Genomic DNA, 16,406 nt, shown 5'->3' with positions numbered 1-16,406 from the left:
TTAGGGCACAAATAAATTTATCTGTTATTCGGTAATCAGTACTGTCAAATCTGTGTGTTTCACTCTCCAGGATATGACATAGGCAAATCCTGTGAAGAGCAGGATGACTGCCGCCGCTGGAAACAGCGTATTTCCTGGCGTAAAGCCAGAAGAAAAGCTGCTGATTCCTGCCATTTTCATCACTGAAGATACAAGCGGATCCGTCAGTAACGCCGCCAGAACTGTTCCAGTCACGGAACCTGTTACGGCAGCCATGCCAAACCGCAGGGCAAAGGCCCCTCTGAGCTGTCCGCTGGTGAAACCAATCGACTTATAAATTCCAATATCCTTTCGCTCATCCGAAAGTATTTTACTGCCGGTCATAGCCGTGACCACCATAATAAATATTATTACCATCGCGTACAGAAACACCAGCAGCGCCTGCATGGCGGTTATCATACCATCAAGTCCCGGCCATGTATTTTCATGGACGTGGACATCCCCTCCATAGGCGGCCTCCAGCGCTTTTGCAGCGATTTCTTTTTTAGAAGCGTCTGCAAGGAAATAGTGGCTGCACCAGATATTCGGACGATCCCGTCCGATTTTCAGATAGCCTTCCCGGCTCATCCCCACATTGTCACCCATGTCGTTGGCACAAGTATAAATCCCTGATACCGTATATTCCTGGCTACCGCTGTCCGCCTGCACCGTAACGTCGTCTCCGACAAATACTCCCAAATCAGAGGCTACAAATTCTGTAAGTACGATTTCATCCTCGTTCAGGCAGGTTCTTCCGTCTACAATATGGAACCTGCCCGGATCAGAAATAACATTTGCCGTATAATCGATCCCGTTTACTGATACTCCCGGCATGGCAAGCAGATAACGGTCCGTAATTTCTGTATAAGAACGGACCAGACTTTCCGCTTCCTCCGCTGTATGGCGGCCAGATACCTGAATACCGATGTCATGATCAGCCGGATTAAACGCGCTCATCATCCCCTGGCCCTCCGATCCAAGCCAGGAATTCATGCGCCCGACCACAGTGGCGAAGAATACAAGAAGAACGGCTATCGTACAGGCACCTGCGTACTTACGCTTTCCAGATACCAGCTGACGCACAGCCAGACTGGCCGTTAAATGCCTGCTGAAAATCGGCACGGAGCCTTTTTCTATTCCTTTTCCTGTTGAATTTTCTGTCTCTCCCCTGATTGCCTTCATAGGAGAGACTGCGTTGATTCTCCCTGTTTTCAATGCGATAAAACAGGTAAGTATCAATAAAATCAAGGTAAATACCAGAAAACACCAGACAAGAGGAAGACCAGTTGGTATCCTGACACCGGTTATTGTCAGTGCCGCCCTGCTTACGATTTTGCTGAGAAACACAGCGGTGGTCAGCCCGCCGGCCATCCCGGAAAGAATCACAGCCAGATATTGTATCATCTGAATCCGGCGCAGCTTTTTCCCTGTAAAGCCAATGGTCTTTAAGATTCCCATATTCACATAGTCCGCTTCGATAGAACTGCTGATGCCGTGCCCCAGAGCTACTATGACTACGAACAGAAGCACTGATGCGAAGACAGTTAACAGACCACTAAATGCATTCTGAAGGATGAGCATGAATCCGGCAATGGCTCCTTCACTGTGAACAAATTCCGTATATTCCGGCAGCTTTGTCTGTTCATTCATCAGAACATTTAATTCTGAAACAGTGACCGTGCTTCCTTCTTCCCGGAAAATATGCAGCATTGCTCCGCTCCTTGCCAGTCCGTCAATCCCGGCTTTCCGTATATTTTCTTCAATTTTCTCATAATCCGATTTACCAATAAGAAATCCTTTCATACCGATCATGGAACTGCCCATGAATGGATCTTCGTAAAATCCCTTTACGGTAAATGAAGCGGAAATTCCGGATCGCGCGACTGCAAAATGGATTTCATCCCCTTCCTGGATTCCGAACATAGATACCATGGCCGGCGAAACATAAACCTCTCCCGGTAAAATTTCCGGTACCGCCTTCCGCCAAACGTCTGTTATAGCAGAAGAGTTTTCTGCCTCCCCTGAATCAGCTGTAAGGACGATTTCCCCTTCTTTCCACTGAGACTCTTGACGATTGTATGTGAGAGGTGCTTTCTCTTCTATATAGGAAAAACGGTCATCTTTAAAAAAACGATATCTGTTTTCATTTCCGTCAAATAAAATTAATTGTCCCTCGCTGTCCGATTTCTGACCGTTTACCGTATAATCTGAATAGATTACATCCTGCGTTTCTACGCGGTCGACTTCCTCCAAATCTGTTATACTGCCGGTTAATTCTTCCATATCATGTACGCCTGATACCCACGCAGTCAGCGTTCCGAATCCAGCCCGATGAATTTCCTCCCGAATATAGTTCTCTGAATTCGTCCAAATCGAAAGCACGGTTCCTAAAGATGACGAAACGAGCAAAATCAGGAAGAAAATCCCTGTCAGGCTTCCCTTATGCCGTTTTAAATCAGCTTTCAGTAAAATCTTATACTCCATAGAGAATCCTCCTACCATTGGAACGAAGCCAGCCACTCATTTACCGTGGCTTCTCTTGTTCTTTCGTCTGAAGAATGAAAGACCGGCAGTTCCAGCTCATCCAGAATTTTTCCATCCTCCAGATAGAGGAGCCTCGTTCCTCGGATTGCCGCCCTTATATCATGAGTCACCATCAGGATGCTCTGCCCTTCTTTATTTAAATTTGTAAGCAGATTCAGCACTTCCAAAGTGTTCTGCCTGTTAAGAGCTCCGGTCGGTTCATCTGCAAAAATGAGCTCCGGTTCATGAATTATCGCCCGCGCAATCGCCGCTCTCTGTGCCTCTCCGCCGGAAACTTCCGCAGGCAGCCTTTTTCCGGCGAATCCGACGTTCATCTGTTCCAATAAGGTTTCCGCCCTCCGCCATATTCCATCATCCAGGCGTGAACTGCCAAACTTCCCGCCGAACATATGCGAGGGGGGATTTCCAGACTTCTTGCCGGACACATGCAAATGTGGTTTTCCGACCATTCCTGCAACTGCTACGTTTTCCAAAAGCGTCAGATTGCTTACAAGGTGCGTCTGCTGAAACACGAATCCAAATTCATGAGAACGGATATCCGCCATCTGTTTTTCGTTCAAACGACTGATTACTTTTCCTTTATAGACCACTTTACCGCCGGACACCTCATCCATTCCGCTGAGCGTATACAGAAGCGTTGACTTTCCAGCGCCTGACGGTCCCATGATAATGGTAAAATCATCTTTATAGATATCGCAAGTCACGTGATCCAAGACTGGCGCCGTCTCATTTCTCTTTCCAAATATTTTGGTGATCTCTTTGGCAGATAATATTACTTCTTTCAATGTATTTCCTCCATTTTTGTGTACTGCCTCCTACGCTACAATCAGCCGTTTTTTTCCCGTCATCCTGTCCGGACGAATCTCATCTACAAAACGGATGGAGAAATCTACATATTCCAGATGTTTCTCTTTCAGTATCTGCCCCATCTGCTTTATCATTTCAGAACGTATTTCATGAATTCGTCTCCCGTCCGACACCTCTGCAAGCATCTCAAACGAGGTTTTACTCAACTGGCGGAACTGGTAATCCAGCAGCCCGTTAAGGCAGAATCCCTCGATTACAAGAGGGTGAAGAAAGTCCCTGCTGCCGCCTTCATTTTCAAACCACATCAAATCCTCATTCCGCCCCGTGATATTGCCAGCCATGGTAAAAGGATATGGATTCTTTTCATCCGGTTCTCTTAATTTCAGCTGATCAGATATGCAGTAACGGATTAACGGCTGTACAAAGTTGTAAAGGGAGGTCAGATACATACTTCCGTTCTCCACTTCTATTATGTTTAAATCATCAAACAAAACCATTCCGTCGGCATGGCTGGTCTCCACTCCCAGAGCTAGGGATTCGCTGGCCCCGTAAATATTCACCACGTCTGCTTTAAATGTTTCTTCCAGATACTTTCTTAAGCCTGCGCCAAGAGGTTCCCCGCAGGAAATGACCCGGAATGCCTGCAGCTCCACCTCTTTATTTTCCACAAGTTCTCCCAGAATTTTAATGGCAGACGGATATCCGATTACCATATTCGGCTTAAAATCCTGTATCTGACGGATCCATTCCGTAAGAGGAGTTTTTACATCCAGAAATAGCTGACTTGCATGGACGCCTTTAATTCCATCTCCTACAGCCATAGCACCTCCATAGCGGCCGTCAGTTGCAGCGATGTATACAATCCGCGGTCCTTTCCATAAGAGTTTACATATCTCAGGCATAGTCATATCCCACAGGGCGGCCCGGATAATTCCCAGCAGCATTTGTTCCCACGCGCTCTCGCCGTATACAAAATACCCTGGTGTACCAGTACTGCCCGAAGAATGAACGACATGATATTTCCCCTTAAATGTCTTTTGTTCCCTGCTCTTCCCGCCTTCTGCCGAATGTAAATGGGAAGGGATCACTTCTTTGTCGTATCTGCGCAAATCCTCTTGTTTTAGATCGGATGCAGTAACCAGTTCGTCAAAATGTTCTAGCAGCAGCTGTTTGTCCAGTATGGGAAATGCAGAAAGCGGCATAATAGGGATCAGTTTTCTCGTAATACCCGCTTTCTCGAATGTTTTGCGATAATACTCCGAATGATCATATGCATAAAGAAGCAGTTCCTTCAGCTTTTTAGATTGAAGTTTTCTGATCTCCTCCCGGGTTTTTCCCACATTCCTTTTCATCTGATATAAATCACATAACAACTTTATATAATTCATAACACATTCCCCTTTCGATTTCTTCATTTTCACTCCATGAACAGCTGGTTTTCGCAATCGTACAATGCCAGTTTCCTCCTTCTCTTCTCTACCGCCCTGGTTCCATCCAATCCTCTATTTTTCGGTCCAATAGATCTGTAGAAACTCCACAAACGACAATTCCTGTCTTTATCACCATATTAATACCGCATCGTTAAAATATCAAATGCCTATATCAAATAGTGTTGCATGCTTTTTCAGCATATTACTTCCAGAAAATTTACGCATAAATGTATGGTATGCAACTCTGCCAACAGCTGATGCCAGAGCAAATGTACTCTACTGTCCTGCCGAAAAGGCTCTTCTTTCATAGTACGAACTTTTTTTGTGAAATTAAAAAGGCAGGCATGATACAGCCTGTCTTTTCTCATATCAGGTGCTGTACGATGAATACATAATTCATCGGAATAACAACCACCTGACAAATATATAAACTTTTCCAGATACTGATCCAGCGTCTCCCGCAGCTGTGCTTCGCTCCAGGCCTCCTTTGAACGTATTCTCCAAAGAGGAATCCCCATATGCCGGAGCGCCTCGTCCTTTTTTTGGTCGCGTTCCATCTGCACTTTTTCCTTATGGTATTTTCCGTCCAGCTCAATGGCGAGAACCGGCCGGTTCAGCTCGTATCATAAATGATGTAATCCAGATGTGCATGGTTTTCTATATAGCGCTTCACATCAGGATTCTGCGCCAGATAATTTCCATCTGTCACTACTGCAGCCAGCGGCAATTTCATGGAACATTCAAAATGTTCCAGTTTCGGCAGATAAGACTTAAGAAACTTCCAAAGCGCTTCTTCAAATGGATTATCGATCGTTCCCACTGCTTTATAAAGAGGCATCTGCCGGTAAAGATAATCGAACAGGCAGACCGTTTTATCCGGAATTCGTTCTCCATATGTCTCTATATACTCAATCAGGTTTGCTACGTTTTCGTCATACTGTTTAAAAAATTCCACATCCGCGACCATACTGAATTTGTCTTTTGCCCGGGATACGGCAACATTGATTAACTCTCTGCTGAACAGATTGTGGTTCCCTGCTAAATGGCGTTTCGCCTCCTGCGTATCATTCAACACCGTGCTGAACCATACTTCCGACTCACCTCTGCCCTGAAACGTATGAATTGTTCCACATCGCTGTTTTCCATACCTTCTGCTCAGTTTTTCTCCCTGTTTTCGGAAAGGGGTAATAATGAAAGTGTGTGATACATCATCCCCGATTTTTTGGCTGATCGTCTCCTGTTCCCGGCTGTTGTAAAAAGAGCCCTCTTCCTGCTCCACATATTTTCCCTTATCGTTATCGATTAAAACCATGGAATGGCCCGTTGTGGTACGATAGATCAAAAGCTGGTTATCATAAAAATATTTATTGCAGTAATTAATAATATTATAATCACACCGGTAATGCTCCAACAGCATATTGGAAACGGGATGAAGAGTTTTTGTGATTGTAGTCAGGAAACTCTCTCTGACAAAATCCCACCCGTCTTCCACTTCAGTCTCAATTTCTTCCAGTTCCAGATTTTTAATCGCTTCCAGCTGCTTACTGTCCCCTACCACCACAATTCGTCTGGCCAGATACAGAAGCGGCAGTGCCGACAGAATATCGCACTGAGAAGCTTCATCGATAACAATACAGTCAATCGGATTATCATTCTTGATGTTTGTATAAAAATTACTCTGAACGGCGTCAGCCGTAGTAAGTACAACCGGAAATACGTCCAGCAGCCGGTCTTTTACCTCTTTCATTATGCCTTCTGTCTTGTTTAAACGCTCTGCCTGATCCACAACATCGTACAGACTTTCAAAGCTGCCGGGAATAAACTGTACCGCAAGCGTATTCTCTATTATTTTTTTGGAAAGCGGAATATATTCGTTGATGTAAATGTCTCTGATATGGCTTTTCAGTGTTTCCAGATTTTCATTTTCAAGCATCCGTTCCAGCTCTTCAATCCGAGGCGCAGGTACGCTTCTTCTAAAAAAAGGATCTGACAGATTCCGTTCGTTCGGAAATTGTCCAACGATTCTCTGTATGCTATCAGCAGGAAAAGCTGACGGAATAATCCTGGCATCTCCCCTCTCTCAAGCCTGACAGACAATTCGGACAGAAAGTCCAGTTTTCGTTTTGCCTTTTCAGATCTTGTTACACGTCTGCTTATCTTTTTTTCATGACGGCTGAACCCATAGGCTTCCCTTCTCTTTTCCAAATGCTTCAGCTGATTTTTAAGCTCATCCAGTTCATTGGATGCGGCAGTCAGCCGATTAAGTTTTTCCTCCAGCACCGTTAATTTTTGATAAACTTCCGTTACAGGATGATCTCCATTATCTTCATTCTGAAGTTCATCTATCGAGTTATTTCTGTCCCGTAATTCATCTATGGACTGTTTATACCGATCTAATTTTTCCTTGAGCCTTGCACCGGCGCTCTTCATCACCTTCTCGTTACCCATGCGGACATAAAAATCAGGCAGCTGAATTGCCTCCAATTCCTCCGCCACATTATCTATGGCAGAATTGTTCTTGGACACAATCAGCACTTTCTGTCCACGATAAACCATATTGGCAATTATGCTGATAATGGTTGTCGTTTTACCCGTTCCGGGCGGTCCCTCTATAACAGATACCCTGTTTTCCAACGCCGCATGTACTGCGCTCTTCTGTGACAGATTGGACTGCTGCAGGAGAAGGAGAGGCTCTTTTTTTAAAGAACCTTTTGCCAGACGAGTTCCATCCCCCATCAGATAACTCAGCAGCAGGTTATTCCTTTTCCATAAAAGTCCCGTAAACATCTGGGCATATGTACGAAGGCGAAAATCATAAAATCCATATTCGACTGATCCTTCCGCCTGCTTACGCTGGAGCTTCATCAAAATTTCCTGATAATACTGTTGAAAGTGCTGAATCCGCTTACCTGGCTCCTGTATGGAAAAATACTGTGCAACCTGCTGTTCTTCATATTTTTCCTGGTCTTCAGGATTAATAAATCTCCAATTCTGAATATTGGATAAGCGAATTTTTCCTTCTGTCCCATTGGAAAATAAATAGAGCACCATGTCTTCTTTCAATTCAGTCACCTGAATTGGAAAATTCTTGCCATTGGCGCTCGTGATTTCAAGCAGTACATGGTTTTCTTTGGAGTAACGCAGACATGAGACCAGATCTTGTTTTCTATCCATAGTGAGGTCCTTTTCATTTGTAATCATTGTTCCGTTAAGAAATTTACTGATCTTATTTTACCATATTATACCTGTTTTTGCTATCTGGAGATCAGATTTTCTGTTATGTGGTTAGTGTGCTTTCCTCATGGATCCGTTCGTTTAACCCGTATTCAAATGCAGACGTGGGAGTATCTTACTAAAAAGAGAGATTCCGGGACATACCGGATACTGCCTTAATTACGGATATTTTAAGCACAGGAAGGTGCCGCTCAATCATCTGTTTTTGATGATTTTGCGGCACCCCCGGTTCTGTTATTTCCCATAAAATATTTAGTTAATTTAATCTGTCAGCTCGATACCCTCTTTCCATTCTACACAGGGCATTCCCTCTTTATAGATTTTATCCACATTATAATGTACTATCTGATTGTTGGTCACATGAATCTTCAGTTCCGATATTCCGATAACCGGCAAAAATATGCAGTGGTATGTATCTTTTAAGGAAATGTTCAGCTGCACCGAAATAAGCGGATTTCCAGTATTGCTTCCATATGTTCTTTTGATGCGGAGATTGTCTATATTGGCGGACGTATAGCCAAGCTCATTCATATTTGCGTAAAATTCATTCTTCATTGTCTCCTGATAATCATCAGCATATGAATAATAAGGAAGCATCTGTCTTACTTCATCGTCCATATAATCTGCAGCAGTCTCTAATTTTTTACGCTCTACGTAGTACAGCCCCATGTCTACCATAACAGCCATAAACATAAGCAAAAGGACAATTCCAAACGCGCCAAACACCATGACGCTGCCCTCTTCTTTCTCCACCACATTTTTTATGGTACCTTTCAACATATTATGCCTCCTAGTATAATAAGTTTTCTTCTTTAAATTCCTCCTGACATATCACCAGAATGCTATCCATAAATCGCAGGTTGAAGATTGAATACATAACGGCCTTCTGTCCTCATCTCAACGTAGTCCCTTCCGTCCTGGCAGAACAGCCATTCTCCAAGGGGCGTAAGGGGTTTGTAATGATAAACCATATCCACCCGGATATCTGCCGTATGAAACTCTATTTTTTCTGAAAACCGCTTCTGTTTCCAGTCTCCGCCGCCACCTGCCGGAAGATGGAGCGCTTCTGCGTTAATATACCATCCTCCCCTCATCGTATAAGAAACCTCATTTCTGTCAAGCAGTGTGAAACTGTCATCGAGACGCTCGTTGAACAGATTCTTATTGTCGTACGCCGCCCGGAAATAATTGCTTCCGATCACTTCACCCGGAGCCGGTTCTGCAAACGCATACCATCCGTCATACTCGTCAAAACTCCACAGGGCCTGTTCCTGCGGACTGAGCCAGGAAGGTTTTCGCCCATCCCTCACATCTGTCCAGTCTCTGGGTCCCGCTGATTCAGACCAGTATATCCAGAATGGAGCCTCCACATTATGCCCTACCGTCGATGCATACTGGTTTAAATTGTACTTGCTGGTCAAATACCAGGAAATTTCCAGACAACCCATAATAAGCAGTAACAGCAGCGGAAGAATCAATATAAATTCAACCATCGCCTGCCCCGTCTCATTGCATGCCCTTTTTTTCAGATCAGTCTTCATCCGTTTCCTCCAGCTTGTAGCTTCATTCTCCAGAACCTTTACAGCCACGGAGTGGGACGTCATTTCCATACTGTTATCCGTGTCTCCGAATATGATTTTGCCCATAGGCGTCAGGTAATCCACCTGATAGGTTATAGTCAGACCTGTCTTCAGGGTTTTGCAGTACATTGGTACCTTCCAATGCTTTCTCTGATTCTTCTTCCATATATACTCGAAGTATTCATACTGCCTTACCTGGGTAGTAGGGGAAATCGTCATAGAATCCATATCAAATTCCGGAAATGAATTGCGGATATATAAATTTATATATTCCTCCGCCTCGGCCTGATCCGCTTTCGTATTCGCGTGAACCGCTGTGTCGGTCAGGTCAAACAGACTGGTATAATTGTAAATCATCCATCCGGTGTCGGCCACTCCGCTTAAAAATATGATTAGAATCGGTAAGATCAGCACAAACTCCACCAAACCCTGTCCGCGTTCATTTTGGAAAAACCGGTATTTCATTTTATTTATAAAACCTCTCATAGCGGCTCCTGCTCTTCTGCCTGATAGCAGAATTCACCTGTCGTCTCATCATATCCATACCAATCGGCAAATGACAGCCGGAACAGATGATTGCGTACCTTTTCAATATTCAGGTGATGGGATACGGCATGGAGATAGACCCCCGCGTTTGACACATCTCCCACCATCAGAACGCCTTCCAACACACCTTCCTTGATGATCAGTTTTCTGTAAGTCCCGCGGCTGCGCCTCACCAGCACCTCATACCGCTTTTCGTCTACCCTTGTCTTACCTGCTGAAAACATGACAATTCCATAAAAATTTGCCATATTTTTGAATTGATAAAAATCCTGTTCTCCCGGGCCTCCCCCGCACATACTGGCTGCGGCAATTTTACCCATGCGCTTTGCGTCGGGCCATATGGCGGACAGTCCGGTTACATCCCCTGCGGCATAGATGTCGGGGGAACTGGTGCGCATCTGTCCATCTACCTCCAGTCCCTTGTTGACATGAATATCTGTCTTTTTTAGAAAACGGCTCAATACGGTATGAATATGGTAATTCATATACAAAGCCTGGATGCTTGTTCCATTTAAAAATTCCATTCTCGGTTTTACACTGGTTGCCGCGATCACAAAATCACATGGTATTTCCGTGCCGTCATCCAGAATCACATGGGTGATCCTCTCGTTTTCGTCAAGGGTGGAATCTTTTACCTCTGCATTCAACATGATATTGCAGCCGGCCCGCTCAAACGCCTCTCTGTACAGATCCGACACATACGCGTCGGTCTGTAGCGGCATGAGGTACGGTTCCTTCTCGATCAGAGTCACCTTACATCCTCTTTTTTCCAGGCCGTAAGCCGTATCCAGCCCGATCAGTCCTCCTCCGATAATCACGGCCTGTCTGCCCGGCTTCTCAGTGGCTTTTATAAGTTTATCCGCATCCTCCATGCTGCGAAACCCCAAAACATTTAACGCATCTCTGAAATTGGGGATGGGAGGAATATAGTATGAGGCTCCCGCAGCGATCAGAAGCTTATCATATATAATTTGGCTACCGTCGTCCAAAATCAGCATATGATCCGTCTCCTGTATTGAGATTACGCTGCGGCCGCCCAGAAACCGTATCCCCAGTTCTGTGAAAAAACCGTCCCGAATAAATTTCATCCTGTCAGCCGTGCGCTCTCCGCTCAGATACTTATGGAGCATGCAGCGGGAATAAATACGATCCTCCATGGATATTACAGTGATCTCTGCGTTTTCTTCCAGCTTACGCAGCTCTTCTGCGGCGGAAATACCGGCTGCGCTGCTTCCTATAATCGCATACTTCATAGGCTTACCTCCTGTATATAAATGGCTTTTACAGGACACGCTTTCACACACTGCGGTTCCTTCTCCTCCGTATCCCGGCAGAAATCGCAACGTATAACTCTGTCTAAACCTGCGGACGGTCTCGGATGCCCATACCGGCACGCCATGACGCACATAAAGCATTTTGCGCACGCTTTCTCGTCATATGTGACAAGACCAGTCTCACTGTCCTTTGAAAGTGCCTTGCTCATGCAGGTATTTACACAGTCCGGATCGCTGCAGCAGCGGCAGAATACCGGATAATATTTCTTTTTTCGCTGTTCCACTCTGTTCCTGGGCGGATTCTCAGGATCTGCTGCGTTAAACGCACCAATTTTTTTGGAATCTCTATGGGCATTCATACACGCAATGCTGCAATTTAAACAGCCGGTACACAGGGATGCGTCAATCATAATGCGTTTCATCTTTTTCTCCTATATGTTAAGGGCTTTTCTCTTCTGCATAATAACCTCTTCCAGCTGCTTGGCGGCAGCGCATCCATCCTCCTCAAGGATGAGACGGCCGCCTGTGATCCCTTCCATCTGTCTTGTAAGAACATCGACTGCCAGCGGACTTCCCGCCACAAACGGCGCTTTTCCAAGATGAAGCGTAAGGCCCAGAGCCAGACCGTACGCGCCATCGGCGAGAGCCTGCTCTTCCAGCCATTGGGCAGCCGAGAGAACCAGCGGTAGCTGGGAAATGTCAATTTCCAACTCTCCGGCCAGTTCTTCCGCCACCATCTCCAGTCTTCCGATCGCCAGACAGGAACCAAAATTCAACACTGGCGGAATTCCAAGGGCAAGGCACACCTCCCTCAGAGATTCCCCGGCCAGTTCGGCGGCGCCGGCTTCCATTAACCCGCAGTTGGAAAGCCCTCCTGACGTACAGCCAGCACTCAGGACGAGAATATCTTTTTTTATGAGCTCCCTGACCAACCGTTCCGTCAGCACATCATGGCCTCCATCCAGGCTGGAACAGCCTACTACGCCTGCAATGCCTTTCACTTTTCCGCTGATAATGAGTTCGAGTAACGGCTTCCAGGCGCCTCCCATGAATTGTTTCAGAGACAGCTCACTTAAACCCGCCAGACTTTGTCTGTTTCCATGGTGTTCCGGCAGACATATTTTCACCCTGCCCCGCCTGATTTTATACCGTTTTGCTATCTGATTTAATATCTTCATTGCGTCCTCGGCCGCTGTCTCAAAATTGTACGGAATGAACTCCGCCGTCTTCTTTTTGGCCATTTTATCAATACAGATTTGTTCTACGTCCAGTAAGGAGCAGAGCTCCTCGATTCCGGGCAGAGTACAGTTAAACTCAGATATGACACCGTCAATTGCCCCGGTGGACAGGACTGCTTCACTCACAAAATTGTTGCCGGCTGTTCCCGCATAAACATCCTGATACTGCGCCTTTCTCTGCTGCATATCCTGTCCAACACAGGTACAGCCCACAATGCGGAATCCCTTCGCCCCCGCGCTTACTGCGGCAGCCATTCCCTCAGGTGAGGATGCCGCCTGCATGATCTGCGAAAAGAGTATTTCCTGATGGCCTGTCACCATAATATTGATATAGTCCGGGTCGATCACCTGAAGGCCGACCGGAGCGAAGTGGATTTCCGGCTCCCCGATCAGGATGTCACTGATCAGATTCGTCAGCTTGAGGCCATAAATCCCTGTGGAAATCCCAAGGCGCAGACAGTGAAGGAGCATATCCTCCGGATCGCTGGACAGGTTTGTAGATGTTTTTACCGCCCCGTCAAATACCTCCGCCTTGGCGCCGCCGGGAAGAATCTCCATCCGTTTCCACACTTCATACCGCTGCGGAAGACTCAGCGCCCTTATAAAACGCATCTTATGATCCGTCTCCCGGTAAAGATCCTGCTTAATGGCATCCGCCAGCTCCATCGCCGTCTCGTAAATATTTTCTTTCATCTCTATTCCGAGAATGGCTGCCAGACGTCCCAGCGCTCTGACACTCGTAAATCTACCTCTGGCCATAGCCGTTTTTTTCAGATTTCTGACTGCGTTTTCAGCCACATGTATATAGCATCCGGAACCGCTTGCCACAGCTCTTAAAAAACCGCGCACTACGATCGTGTCGGCATCTGCGCCGCAGATTCCCCGCTCACCTCCCGGGACAATCCGGCAGGGTCCGTTGGCGCAGAGGCGGCAGCATGTTCCCATAAGCCCAAATCCACACTTGACAGACTGTCCCTCCACTCTGTGAAAAGACGTTTCGTACGGCAGTTCTCCAATATATTTTTCCAGCTCCTTATCCGCGCTGGGGCAGATGTCACATCTTAATTGTTCTGTCTGATGACTCATAGCTTCCTCCGTTTTATCTCTGTCACAGTATTTCTTTTCCATCTGTAAACCTTGCCGTGTCTTCTCTCACGCTCTTCTCACCCTGTTCAGCCGCTCTCTCCGCCACAGATGAAGCCCGTTTGAGAATCCTCTCGATCCGTTCTTTTTCGGAAATTTCCGCCTCTTTCGGTTCCGCCACACTCTGAATCTTTATAACCTTGCTTTTTTCGAGAGAGTCGCATTTTTTCCTAAGCTCTTCAAGCTCCTTTTTAACAAGATACAGCTCCTCCCTGTCCTCCTGGCGTTCTCGTTCCGCAGTATAGGCGCGCTCCATGTAACTTAGATTCGCCTGTTCCTGCGTCAGCTTTTCTCTCTTAACCGCCAGAAGCTGTTCCTGAAATTCATCCACCTGCCGACGCAGCACATCATTTTCAGCTTCCTTCTGCTCAAACTGCTCCAGTATCTCCTCGAGAATCCGTCCGGTTGACTCCATCTCGCTGTTTAATGCGTTGTTTTCGTTCTTGACATTGGCATATCTGAGTCTGGCATCTTTTAACTCCGCCTGATTTTCTTCATACTGAGCGGACAGACGCTCCAGCTCCTGGCTGATATTCTTCATACTTGAAATCTGAATCTCCAGGCTTCTCTGCTGTTTCTCCATGGATTCACAGTACGATGTCAGTTCTTCCAGCTGACTGGTCAGTGAGATAATCAGAGATGAACTGCCTTCCTCATCCGTCGCCTGAGCCGGCCGGTTTGTCTTCTCTTCATTGACACGCTGAAGTTCTGTGTAAGACCGTTCATATTTCTCTTTCATTCCCTGGTACTGCTGCTTCCAACGCTCGGCCTCTTCTTCCAGTAAGTCCAGTTTTTTATTTTTCTCTAATTCCACATTCAGCTGTTTTTTCAGGACAGCACAGTCATCCTTATATTGCCGCTTCCAGCGCTCGGCCTCCTCCTTCAGCGCAATTATATTTCCATTTTTTTCTATCTGGGCGTTCAGCTGCTTTTTCAAAGTAATGCAATCATCCTCATACTGCTGCTTCCAACGCTCGGCTTCCTCTTTCAGAGACTCTGTCTTTTTATTTTTTTCCAGCTCCGCACTCAGCTGCTTTTTCAGGACAACGCGCTCATTCCAGACACGTTCTTTCTCTTCGTTCAGCTCTTTCAAGCGATAGTCGAAGCTCTCCTGCATCCATCGAATCATTTCCTTATAAGTGCTTAAAACTTCATTTACCTTCTTTTTTGAATATCCGCCAAAGAGCACACGCTTCAGGCTTTCCTCCAGATCCGCCTGCTCGTATTCCCTGCGCATGTCGCTCAGCTCATCCGTTTTGTCAGGCTCTTTCCGCTCATCTTCCAACTTACTCATCTGCCATCTCCTCCGTTTCCATCCGACATTTCCTGCCCCCTGCTTTCCAGCACCATCTTTGCAGATACCCTGACATTCTTCCATTGCTCCTGGTGTACTTCCAAAACGTGGGCTGCCCCTTTACAGAGCTTTCCGCAGCGCCACGGCCGGATGACCTCTTTATCCACAACACAAAGGTTCTTGTCCAGATATACCGCGCAGATAGGAAAACGCATAAAACATGTATGGATACACGATACCCGTTTCAAAAAAAGCCCTTCTTCCATTCCAATCTGTTTTCGGCCCATCAGCCCCCAAAAACGCGCGCAGAAATTATCTGCTATCGATACATTCTCCAGAAACAGCCCGGTATCATCACCGGCTCTCATACAGTATTTCATTGTTTTCACCGCCTTAAAACATGGACATCATCTTAGGGACAGCAGGTCCCATAATGACAATCATCATAATTGGAAAGATAAAAACGCTCAGAGGCAGCAGCATTTTCACGGGGATCTTCTGAGCCTGCTCTTCCGTTTTCATCCGTCTTAAGTTACGCATTTCTCTGGCCTGTGCGGTCAGAATATTCTTAAGTGATATCCCCAGCTCATCTGCCTGTATCACTGCTCCTACAAAGATATTAATCTCGTCAAGTCCACATCGGAGTGACATTTCCTCTAATGCCGTCCTCCGGCTCTGTCCAAGCCCCATAGCGCGCACCGCGATCTGAAACTCCTCTATCAAAGGTCCCTGGCACTGCTCTGTAATGTACTGCATTGCCTGGCTGAAACCAAGACCGGCTTCCACGCTGATACTCAGCAAATCCAGGATTTCCGGAAACTGTTTTTCTATTTTTTCCCTTCTCCTGGCCGCTCTCCCCGACGCGCTGAAGCGCAGGATGACATAAAACGCATACACTCCGATACCAGCGGACAAAGGCATACTGATTCCCGTCATATAACCGTAATACAACCCGGCCAGACCGCCGCCGCCCATCAGCAGGAACTGAAGCGCAATGTATTCCTCCGGCTTCATATTGAATCCGCTCTGATACATCAGAAGGGAAATCCTTTCTTGGTCCTGACTATTCACTGGAAGAAAAGAGCCGATCCGGACAAGCAGCCTGCCCAGCACCGCTTTCAGAAACCGCGTGATAAAAAATCCTTTGTACCGTTTTTGCGTCCCTTTGTTTTCCTTGCCCAGCATTTCCACCGCGTTCAGCTGATCCTGAAGCGCCATATTTTTCCTCTCCAAGAGAAATAAGACGGTACAGTATATACAGATTCCTGTACTCATTACCGCAATCCAATCTCTCATAT

At 46.2% G+C, this 16,406-nt stretch carries 13 protein-coding genes; all 13 read right to left on the bottom strand.

The window, feature by feature from the left end; translation table 11 throughout:
• Positions 1-24: 24 nt before the first annotated feature.
• The 13 genes from DXA13_RS12765 to DXA13_RS12700 all read right to left on the bottom strand — a co-directional run bounded on the left by DXA13_RS12765 (position 25) and on the right by DXA13_RS12700 (position 16,404).
• Positions 25-2,502, bottom strand: coding sequence for an FtsX-like permease family protein (locus DXA13_RS12765; RefSeq protein WP_243009109.1), 2,478 nt, complete (start codon positions 2,500-2,502; stop codon positions 25-27).
• 11 nt (positions 2,503-2,513) lie between these two features.
• Positions 2,514-3,347: an ABC transporter ATP-binding protein gene (locus DXA13_RS12760; RefSeq protein ID WP_118244905.1), complete on the bottom strand. Its 834-nt coding sequence runs from the start codon at positions 3,345-3,347 to the stop codon at positions 2,514-2,516.
• Positions 3,348-3,377: 30 nt separating this feature from the next.
• Positions 3,378-4,757 carry a phenylacetate--CoA ligase family protein gene (locus DXA13_RS12755; protein WP_118244904.1) on the bottom strand — a complete coding sequence of 460 codons (1,380 nt, stop codon included), beginning with the start codon at positions 4,755-4,757 and terminating at the stop codon, positions 3,378-3,380.
• 655 nt (positions 4,758-5,412) lie between these two features.
• Positions 5,413-6,732 (bottom strand): DEAD/DEAH box helicase, encoded by a 1,320-nt coding sequence (locus tag DXA13_RS12745; protein ID WP_118244902.1) that lies wholly within the window; start codon positions 6,730-6,732, stop codon positions 5,413-5,415.
• Positions 6,702-7,973: an AAA domain-containing protein gene (locus DXA13_RS12740; protein ID WP_181995663.1), complete on the bottom strand. Its 1,272-nt coding sequence runs from the start codon at positions 7,971-7,973 to the stop codon at positions 6,702-6,704. Before DXA13_RS12740 ends, DXA13_RS12745 begins: the two co-directional genes overlap by 31 nt.
• Positions 7,974-8,294: 321 nt before the next feature.
• A complete protein-coding gene (locus DXA13_RS12735; RefSeq protein WP_118244900.1) occupies positions 8,295-8,813 on the bottom strand; it encodes a Tad domain-containing protein in 519 nt (172 codons plus the stop codon).
• A 62-nt stretch (positions 8,814-8,875) separates the two neighbouring features.
• The gene (locus tag DXA13_RS12730) at positions 8,876-10,099 is read right to left on the bottom strand and encodes a TadE/TadG family type IV pilus assembly protein (protein ID WP_118244899.1); all 1,224 of its coding nucleotides are present in this window, start codon (positions 10,097-10,099) and stop codon (positions 8,876-8,878) included.
• Positions 10,096-11,412, bottom strand: a complete 1,317-nt coding sequence (locus DXA13_RS12725) for an FAD-dependent oxidoreductase (RefSeq protein ID WP_118244898.1) — start codon at positions 11,410-11,412, stop codon at positions 10,096-10,098. The genes DXA13_RS12730 and DXA13_RS12725 overlap by 4 nt, the downstream gene beginning before the upstream one ends.
• Complete coding sequence (locus DXA13_RS12720) at positions 11,409-11,855, bottom strand: 4Fe-4S dicluster domain-containing protein (protein WP_118244897.1); 447 nt, start codon at positions 11,853-11,855, stop codon at positions 11,409-11,411. Before DXA13_RS12720 ends, DXA13_RS12725 begins: the two co-directional genes overlap by 4 nt.
• A 9-nt stretch (positions 11,856-11,864) precedes the next feature.
• Positions 11,865-13,757: an anaerobic carbon-monoxide dehydrogenase catalytic subunit gene (gene cooS / locus DXA13_RS12715; protein ID WP_118244945.1), complete on the bottom strand. Its 1,893-nt coding sequence runs from the start codon at positions 13,755-13,757 to the stop codon at positions 11,865-11,867.
• Positions 13,758-13,779: 22 nt separating this feature from the next.
• Positions 13,780-15,108, bottom strand: a complete 1,329-nt coding sequence (locus DXA13_RS12710) for a hypothetical protein (RefSeq protein ID WP_118244896.1) — start codon at positions 15,106-15,108, stop codon at positions 13,780-13,782.
• Positions 15,105-15,488 (bottom strand): DUF192 domain-containing protein, encoded by a 384-nt coding sequence (locus DXA13_RS12705; RefSeq protein WP_118244895.1) that lies wholly within the window; start codon positions 15,486-15,488, stop codon positions 15,105-15,107. The genes DXA13_RS12710 and DXA13_RS12705 overlap by 4 nt, the downstream gene beginning before the upstream one ends.
• Before the next feature lie 13 nt (positions 15,489-15,501).
• Entirely contained in the window at positions 15,502-16,404 is a 903-nt protein-coding gene (locus DXA13_RS12700) for a type II secretion system F family protein (protein WP_118244894.1), read from the bottom strand.
• Positions 16,405-16,406 lie beyond the last annotated feature (2 nt).

The organism is Clostridium sp. AM58-1XD, assembly GCF_003464085.1.
Lineage (GTDB): Bacteria > Bacillota > Clostridia > Lachnospirales > Lachnospiraceae > Lachnoclostridium_A.
This window is presented reverse-complemented; position numbering and strand designations above follow the sequence as displayed.

Bases quoted from the DNA above. Each gene is read 5' to 3' on its own strand.
- DXA13_RS12765 (WP_243009109.1), bottom strand. From the start codon at position 2,502: ATGGAGTATAAGATTTTACTGAAAGCTGATTTAAAACGGCATAAGGGA.
- DXA13_RS12755 (WP_118244904.1), bottom strand. From the start codon at position 4,757: ATGAATTATATAAAGTTGTTATGTGATTTATATCAGATGAAAAGGAAT.
- DXA13_RS12745 (WP_118244902.1), bottom strand. From the start codon at position 6,732: ATGCTTGAAAATGAAAATCTGGAAACACTGAAAAGCCATATCAGAGAC.
- DXA13_RS12740 (WP_181995663.1), bottom strand. From the start codon at position 7,973: ATGGATAGAAAACAAGATCTGGTCTCATGTCTGCGTTACTCCAAAGAA.
- DXA13_RS12735 (WP_118244900.1), bottom strand. From the start codon at position 8,813: ATGTTGAAAGGTACCATAAAAAATGTGGTGGAGAAAGAAGAGGGCAGC.
- DXA13_RS12730 (WP_118244899.1), bottom strand. From the start codon at position 10,099: ATGAGAGGTTTTATAAATAAAATGAAATACCGGTTTTTCCAAAATGAA.
- DXA13_RS12725 (WP_118244898.1), bottom strand. From the start codon at position 11,412: ATGAAGTATGCGATTATAGGAAGCAGCGCAGCCGGTATTTCCGCCGCA.
- DXA13_RS12720 (WP_118244897.1), bottom strand. From the start codon at position 11,855: ATGAAACGCATTATGATTGACGCATCCCTGTGTACCGGCTGTTTAAAT.
- cooS (WP_118244945.1), bottom strand. From the start codon at position 13,757: ATGAGTCATCAGACAGAACAATTAAGATGTGACATCTGCCCCAGCGCG.
- DXA13_RS12710 (WP_118244896.1), bottom strand. From the start codon at position 15,108: ATGAGTAAGTTGGAAGATGAGCGGAAAGAGCCTGACAAAACGGATGAG.
- DXA13_RS12705 (WP_118244895.1), bottom strand. From the start codon at position 15,488: ATGAAATACTGTATGAGAGCCGGTGATGATACCGGGCTGTTTCTGGAG.
- DXA13_RS12700 (WP_118244894.1), bottom strand. From the start codon at position 16,404: ATGAGAGATTGGATTGCGGTAATGAGTACAGGAATCTGTATATACTGT.